Origin of the sequence: Acinetobacter sp. UBA6526, from assembly GCF_002434875.1 — a bacterium.
Classification (GTDB): domain Bacteria; phylum Pseudomonadota; class Gammaproteobacteria; order Pseudomonadales; family Moraxellaceae; genus Acinetobacter; species Acinetobacter venetianus.
The window spans coordinates 1-6,569 of record NZ_DJLC01000029.1 but is presented as its reverse complement, the minus strand read 5'-3'; the positions used below and the strand labels follow the sequence as shown (position 1 = coordinate 6,569).

Annotated in this window: 7 protein-coding genes and 1 pseudogene; 4 read left to right on the top strand and 4 right to left on the bottom strand. The window is 40.1% G+C overall.

Annotation, left to right across the window (positions count from 1 at the left end):
• The 4 genes from B4237_RS02170 to B4237_RS02155 form a co-directional block, all read right to left on the bottom strand.
• On the bottom strand, positions 1 to 1,206 hold a 1,206-nt coding region (locus tag B4237_RS02170), incomplete at its 3' end, for a cation:proton antiporter (RefSeq protein ID WP_286941132.1).
• Between the two features lie 216 nt (positions 1,207 to 1,422).
• The gene (gene rpmG, locus B4237_RS02165) at positions 1,423 to 1,578 is read right to left on the bottom strand and encodes a 50S ribosomal protein L33 (RefSeq protein WP_003654787.1); all 156 of its coding nucleotides are present in this window, start codon (positions 1,576 to 1,578) and stop codon (positions 1,423 to 1,425) included.
• Between the two features lie 12 nt (positions 1,579 to 1,590).
• On the bottom strand, positions 1,591 to 1,827 hold the full coding sequence (gene rpmB, locus B4237_RS02160; RefSeq protein ID WP_004649871.1) for a 50S ribosomal protein L28: 237 nt from the start codon (positions 1,825 to 1,827) through the stop codon (positions 1,591 to 1,593).
• 168 nt (positions 1,828 to 1,995) lie between these two features.
• Complete coding sequence (locus B4237_RS02155) at positions 1,996 to 3,450, bottom strand: coniferyl aldehyde dehydrogenase (protein ID WP_278596115.1); 1,455 nt, start codon at positions 3,448 to 3,450, stop codon at positions 1,996 to 1,998.
• 120 nt (positions 3,451 to 3,570) lie between these two features.
• Between B4237_RS02155 and B4237_RS02150 the strand changes: the two genes are divergently transcribed.
• The 4 genes and pseudogenes from B4237_RS02150 to B4237_RS02135 all read left to right on the top strand — a co-directional run.
• Positions 3,571 to 4,269 carry a TetR/AcrR family transcriptional regulator gene (locus B4237_RS02150; RefSeq protein ID WP_004876718.1) on the top strand — a complete coding sequence of 233 codons (699 nt, stop codon included), beginning with the start codon at positions 3,571 to 3,573 and terminating at the stop codon, positions 4,267 to 4,269.
• 84 nt (positions 4,270 to 4,353) lie between these two features.
• Positions 4,354 to 5,217: a formyltetrahydrofolate deformylase gene (gene purU, locus B4237_RS02145; protein ID WP_004876720.1), complete on the top strand. Its 864-nt coding sequence runs from the start codon at positions 4,354 to 4,356 to the stop codon at positions 5,215 to 5,217.
• Positions 5,218 to 5,464: 247 nt separating this feature from the next.
• On the top strand, positions 5,465 to 6,319 hold the full coding sequence (locus B4237_RS02140) for an energy transducer TonB (protein WP_278596116.1): 855 nt from the start codon (positions 5,465 to 5,467) through the stop codon (positions 6,317 to 6,319).
• A 26-nt stretch (positions 6,320 to 6,345) separates the two neighbouring features.
• Positions 6,346 to 6,569, top strand: a pseudogene (locus tag B4237_RS02135) (MotA/TolQ/ExbB proton channel family protein); the annotation flags it as partial.

Sequence of the window (6,569 nt, the reverse complement as noted above, 5' to 3'; positions counted from 1 at the left end):
AGAGCGTTCGCGAATCCAGCGTTGAACAGGTTCGATTGCTGAGAAAATAAAAGAGTTAAGCGTAATAGAAAATAATGCGCCTGCGAGAATTAGATTTTGTGCCTCAGGTGTGAGTAATCCGAGAGCTAAACCCAGTGTCGCTAAAATGAATGAGAATTCTCCGATTTGCGCCAAACTTGCACCAACAGTCAAGGCTGTATTGATTGGATAACGGAAGAATAAAACTAAAGCCATGGCAGCTAATGTTTTACCGACCATGATGATTGCCACGACAGCTAAGATATGGAGTGGCTCTTCGACCAATATTCTTGGATCAAACAGCATACCGACTGAAACGAAGAATAAGATTGCAAAGATTTCACGTAGCGGTAGGGTCTCTTCTTCGGCACGATGGCTAAAGTCAGACTCTTTTACCACCATTCCAGCAAAGAACGCGCCAAGGGCCATAGAAACGCCAAATACAGCGTATGAGCCATAGGCAATCGATACGGCGGCAGCAACGACTGTAAGTGTGAAAAGTTCGCGAGAACCTAAACGAGCGACAAATTGCATGATCATTGGCACAAGTCGTTTACCAATAATGAGCATAAAGGCGATAAAGCCTGTTACTTTAAGTAGTGTTAGTCCAATGGTGATCCAGATACTTTGTGAGGTATCTGTGCCAGGGAGGGCATGACCACCGAGCAATACGGCTGTGGCAGGGAGTAAAACTAGCGCCAAGACCATCACAAGATCTTCAACCAGTAGCCAACCGACAGCAATTTTGCCGTTCACGGAGTCAAGTAAACCGCGATCGCCGAGCGCTTTAAGTAATACGACGGTACTGGCACATGACAGACTTAAACCAAAGATTAAGGCTGAACCAAAACTCCATCCCCAGAACATAGAAACGGCCATACCCAGTAGTGTCGCAACAGCAATTTGTAGAATCGCACCCGGTAATGCAATACGGCGAACTTGGAGTAGGTCGCTGAGGGAGAAATGCATACCTACGCCAAACATCAAAAACATCACACCCAGTTCAGCAAGCTGATTGGCAAGTTGAATATCACCGACGACCCCCGGTGTGTTTGGGCTAATAATAATGCCCGCAATTAAATAGCCGATTAAAGGAGGTAAACGTAGACGTGCTGCGATATAGCCAAAAATGAGGGCCATACCAAAACCAACAGCAAGTAATATAATTAAATTAACATCATGTGGCATTGAAGCTCCTTAATCGTTGCGGTTAAGGTCAAAGAGTAAATAAGCATAAAAAATGCCAAAGCGGATAGATTAAAATTTTAACAACTAAAATCGGATTTGTTGATGATATTTTTTTTAATCATCAAAAAAAATTATGTAAATCTTTTATTTTTAGTTCAGGTTTTCGATAGACAAAAAAAACGACCTCAAAAGAAGTCGTTTTTTTAAGAACTAAAATTATTTAATTTTAGCTTCTTTGAAAATTACGTGTTGACGGATTTTTGGATCAAATTTTTTGATTTCCATTTTTTCCGGCATAGTACGTTTGTTCTTAGTAGTGGTATAGAAGTAACCAGTACCAGCTGTAGAAACGAGGCGAATCTTATCACGCATTGTTCAGACTCCTTAGATCTTTTGACCTTGAGCACGGAGATCAGCAACAACTTTCTCGATACCCAATTTATCAATAATACGCATACCTTTAGTGGTTAAACGAAGACGTACAAAACGCTTTTCGCTTTCTAACCAAAAACGGTGGTGGTGCAGGTTCGGCTCGAACCGGCGTTTGGTTTTGTTGTTTGCGTGCGATACGTTGTTACCAACGATAGGACGCTTGCCGGTAACTTGGCAAACCTTAGACATGGTGAACTCCATTGCTAGTTCATATAGCACTGATTCGTGCAACTAGCCATTCAAGTAAACGGATGAAATCATTCAAGGGGCGTTTTATACCAAAAATACGATTAAAAGACAAGCGAATTTGGTAAAAACAGGGCATGATCTAGTGTGATAGATCATGCCTTGATCAGCTTAGCGGAATAGTGTTTTTAAAAGCACTTTATGCATCGCTTTATTATACGGCGGAAGGATGAATTTTAAACTGTAAAGTTTAGGACTTACAGGATTTGACATCATTGAGCGTTCGTGTGAGAAGCTAAAGAAACCTTCTTTACCGTGATATTTACCCATTCCAGATGCACCGATACCGCCAAATGGAAGATCGTCTTGCGCAACGTGGGTCAATGTTTGGTTAATCCCGAAGTGACCTGAATGAGTGCGGCTTGCAACATATTCTGCACGCGCGCTGTCGATATCAAAATAATAGAATGCTAATGGACGAGGACGACTATTGATGAATTGAATTGCATCTTCGATATGTTCGTATTCTAAAATTGGCAGAATAGGACCGAAGATTTCATTCTTCATGATTTCCATGTCAGTCGTTACATCGGTTAATAAGGTTGGGGCAATCTTACGAACTTCAGTTAATGACTCATTTTTGTTATTTAGCTCAACAATATTTGCACCTTGAGCTTGAGCATCCTCTAAATAACCTTGTAAGCGATTGTACTGCTTGTCATTAACAATAGAAGTGTAGTCTTTATTATCACGTAGCGTTGGGTACATCGTATTCACAAAGTCATTATAGTGCTTAGTGAACTCAGCCGTTTGACCTTTAGGTAGGAACATATAGTCAGGTGCAACACATGTTTGACCTGCATTCCAGAGTTTACCTACAGCGATACGTTGTGCAACATCGCGAATGTTCATTGCAGAATGAACAAGAGCAGGTGATTTACCACCTAATTCTAAGATGACAGGAACAAGATTTTGAGCAGCAGCGGCCATCACCGTTTTACCAACAGAAGTAGAGCCTGTAAAAATCATTTTATCGAAAGCAAGATGACTGAATGCATCTGAAATTGCACCACCACCATTTACAACGGCAACCAGTTCTTGAGGAAATGCTTCAGAAAGTGCATTTTCAAGTACATAACCAAAGTTCGATGATGCACTTGAGATTTTAATCATGGCATGGTTACCCGCAGCCAAGGCACAAATCAATGGGCCAACAGAAAGCAGCAATGGATAATTCCAAGGTGCAATCACACCAATAACACCGAGAGGTTGATATTCTACCCAGCCTTTTGCTGGTTGGTGTAACATGCTGATATGGCGTTTAGATGGTTTCATCCATTCGGTTAAGTTCTTGCTATAGTATTTGATATGCTCTAAACAAGTAAGAACTTCACCAATTTTGGTTTCCATCACTGCACGATTGCCATAATCTTGACTAATTGCGTTAGCAAATTGATCTTGATACTTTACCAAGATATTTTTAAGTCGAGCTAAGCGTTCAATACGTTCTTTTGCGCTCGGTACAGGATGGCGTTGGTAAGCCGCTTTTTGCTGCTCAAGCAAATCATGTAGCCGTTTCACATCAACATGAGGTGTCATAGCGGTTGTTTTTGTTTGACTGTTCATAGGAGTGGACCAAAAGAAAGCTTATTATTTTTTAATTTTTAGAGTAAATACTCTAAAGTGTCAAGTCGCTTTATAGGTTTGTTTTATAACCTATTGATAATGTTATAGATGGTTAATTCAATGTCACAAGCTAAGCCAAACAAAACAAAAGATAGAATTTTGCAGATCAGTTTGCAGTTGTTTAATGAGCGTGGTGAACGCTCAGTCACGACAAATCATATTGCTGCTGAGTTAGGTATTAGCCCTGGCAATTTGTATTATCACTTTCGTAACAAGCAAGAAATTATTAAAGAGTTGGCGCAGCAGTATCAGGCGGAAACACTGGAAATGCTGGCATTACCTACTGATCGCCCATTGAATGCCAACGATAAAATTAGTTATTTCCAAGTATTGAGTAATCAATTATGGGCTTATCGCTTCATTCATCGTGATGTTTATCATCTAGTTGAAAATAATGAAGACTTTAGAAAAATTTACCCACGTTTTGCTGGGCAAGTGATGCAACAAGGTCAACGGATTTATCGTGCTTTCGTTGATGCGGGTTTGATGAAAATGACAGATTCTGAAATCGAAGCATTGATCATCAACTTGTGGATCGTCTTAACCAACTGGACTAACTTTTTGTATATGTCAGGCCATATTAGCGATAATAATCGCTTAGAGGAAAAGTGGGTTTGGCAGGCGTTGCGTCAAATGGTGTTCTTAGAGGGTCCATATTTGATGGGTGAAAGCCGTCAGACATATGAGCAATTATTGAAGTCGCTTGGTCCATCAGAGTTATTTGCAAGCTTATCTAATCTTAAAAATGACGACGAGTAGCCCTTAGCTATTTAGTCTGAGGCAAAAAAGGGCTAGAATGCTCGGCTTGATTTTAATTTGATTTGAATAAGTGATATTAACCACATGAACACGACTACTGCCAATACAGCACGATTACTGATTACTTGTGAAGACAAGCCGGGGATCGTGCAAGCTGTATCGAGCTTTTTGTATCATCAGGGAGCAAACATTACCGCACTTGATCAATACGCGACAGAAGCTCAAGGCGGACGTTACTTCATGCGTGTTGAATTTGAACTTGATCATTTGCAGTCTCGTAAAGAAGCGTTGATGCAAACATTTGCCGCAAATGTTGCTGAACGTTATGAGATGCAATGGAAATTGACTTTCGTCAATGAACTGAAAAAAGTCGGTATTTTGGTTTCTAAAGTCGATCATGCACTTTTAGAGCTGCTATGGCGTCACGCGCGTGGTTCATTGCCATGTGAGATTACACAGGTTGTTTCTAACCATCCTGATTTACGTGAAGCGGTTGAGAATTTTGGTATACCGTTCCATGTTGTACCTGTGAATAAAGACAACAAAGTCGAAGCTTATGCACAAATCAATGACATGATGCAAGGTAATGATTTGTTGATCCTTGCGCGTTATATGCAAATTCTAAGTGAGGATTTTGTTTCGCAATGGGAAATGAAGATTATTAATATTCACCATTCATTCTTGCCTGCTTTTGTTGGTGCAAATCCTTATAAGCAAGCTTATGAAAAAGGTGTGAAGCTGATTGGTGCAACTGCGCATTATGTCACTGCTGATCTAGATCAAGGTCCAATTATTGAACAGGACGTTGAGCGTGTAAGCCATGATTATAACGTTGAGCAATTACGTGAGCTTGGTGAAGATGTGGAGCGTAATGTGTTAGCACGCGCTGTGAAATGGCATTTAGAAGACCGTATTATTGTTGATGGCAATAAAACAGTAGTTTTCTAACAAATAAATACTCGATGAAAAAGCATGCTAAATCAGCATGCTTTTTTTATGCTATTATTATTATGTTATAACATTTGCTTATGCTGAGTGTGGTTTGAGCAATAAATTTAGTCACCATCACAAAAAATAGTTGCAAATGAAAACACTTCTCATTTATTATTACGGCACTTTCATTGTTCTATCCGATGAGTGAAATCGTTTTTTACTTTATAGGAACGTCACCATCTATATAGGTACTTAGATTCTTATGAGTCAATCTCCTGCGACATTCAACACACCACACTCGATGAAAAAGAAAATCATCACTGCCCTAGTTGCGGTTGTGATTGGACATGTAGGAGTTTTGTGGGCTGTTAGCCACATGAAGCCGATTGAGCTAAAACCAATCGAGAAAGAGCCGTTAAAGGTTAAATTCGTCAAGATTAAACCAGAAGAGGCACCGCCTCCGCCGCCGCCTGCGAAAATAGAGCCAATTAAGCCAAAAGTTGAACCTAAACCTATTGAAAAGAAGGTTGAGCCAACTCCTGTAGAAAAACCAAAAGTTATTTCTCAGAAAGTGCAAAAAATTGAGCCGAAAGTGGTACAGCAGGATGATACTCAAGAGAAGTTAAAGAAACAGCAAGATTTAGAAAAGCAAAGACTTGAGCAACTGCAGCGAGAACAGGCTTTAAAAGATCAGCAAGCTCGCGAACAAGCTTTAAGAGAACAGCAAGCGCGTGAGCAAGCTTTAAGAGATCAGCAAGCCCGTGAACAAGCTCAAAAAAATCAGGAAGCCCAAAGCACTGGGGTTGAAAAAGTGAGTGCGGGCGAAGTTGAATGGGCAATGGGACAAAAATGGGTTGATAAACAAGTTCAGGGTGCTTCAAATGAATTTGCAAATAAATATTCAAAGATCAAGGGTGAGTTTACTCTTACTTTAAAACTTAGTGTAAATGAAAAGGGTAAAATTACCTCGGTAACGGTGGAAAAATCCAGTGGTAATCCCAAAGTTGATCAAAAGATGGTTCAAGTTATTAGTCGACAACGGTTTAAGCCACGTATGGTAAATGGCGTTGCCAAGTCTTTTACAGTACCGTTACCACTTGCTATTGGATTCAAGTAATTTATACATAAATCAGGAGTTCGTATATGAACTTTTCAGTTTATTGGCAACACGCAGATGCAGTAAGTAAAACGCTGTATTTCATCCTTCTAGCAATGTCGATTGCGACATGGACAATTTTTGTTCTGCGCTTATTAGGAACTCGCCAATTAAAACAACAGGCTTATGCTCAACTTGCTCAAGCTTTGGCTGGATTAAAATCTAAGTTGCAGCCGTTGACTTTTGAGCAGCGTAAAGCAGTTGCTGAACA

What these genes read in the sequence shown, in the direction of transcription:
- rpmG (WP_003654787.1), bottom strand. Translation starts at nt 1,578, where the DNA reads ATGCGTGATAAGATTCGCCTCGTTTCTACAGCTGGTACTGGTTACTTC.
- rpmB (WP_004649871.1), bottom strand. Translation starts at nt 1,827, where the DNA reads ATGTCTAAGGTTTGCCAAGTTACCGGCAAGCGTCCTATCGTTGGTAAC.
- B4237_RS02155 (WP_278596115.1), bottom strand. Translation starts at nt 3,450, where the DNA reads ATGAACAGTCAAACAAAAACAACCGCTATGACACCTCATGTTGATGTG.
- B4237_RS02150 (WP_004876718.1), top strand. Translation starts at nt 3,571, where the DNA reads ATGTCACAAGCTAAGCCAAACAAAACAAAAGATAGAATTTTGCAGATC.
- purU (WP_004876720.1), top strand. Translation starts at nt 4,354, where the DNA reads ATGAACACGACTACTGCCAATACAGCACGATTACTGATTACTTGTGAA.
- B4237_RS02140 (WP_278596116.1), top strand. Translation starts at nt 5,465, where the DNA reads ATGAGTCAATCTCCTGCGACATTCAACACACCACACTCGATGAAAAAG.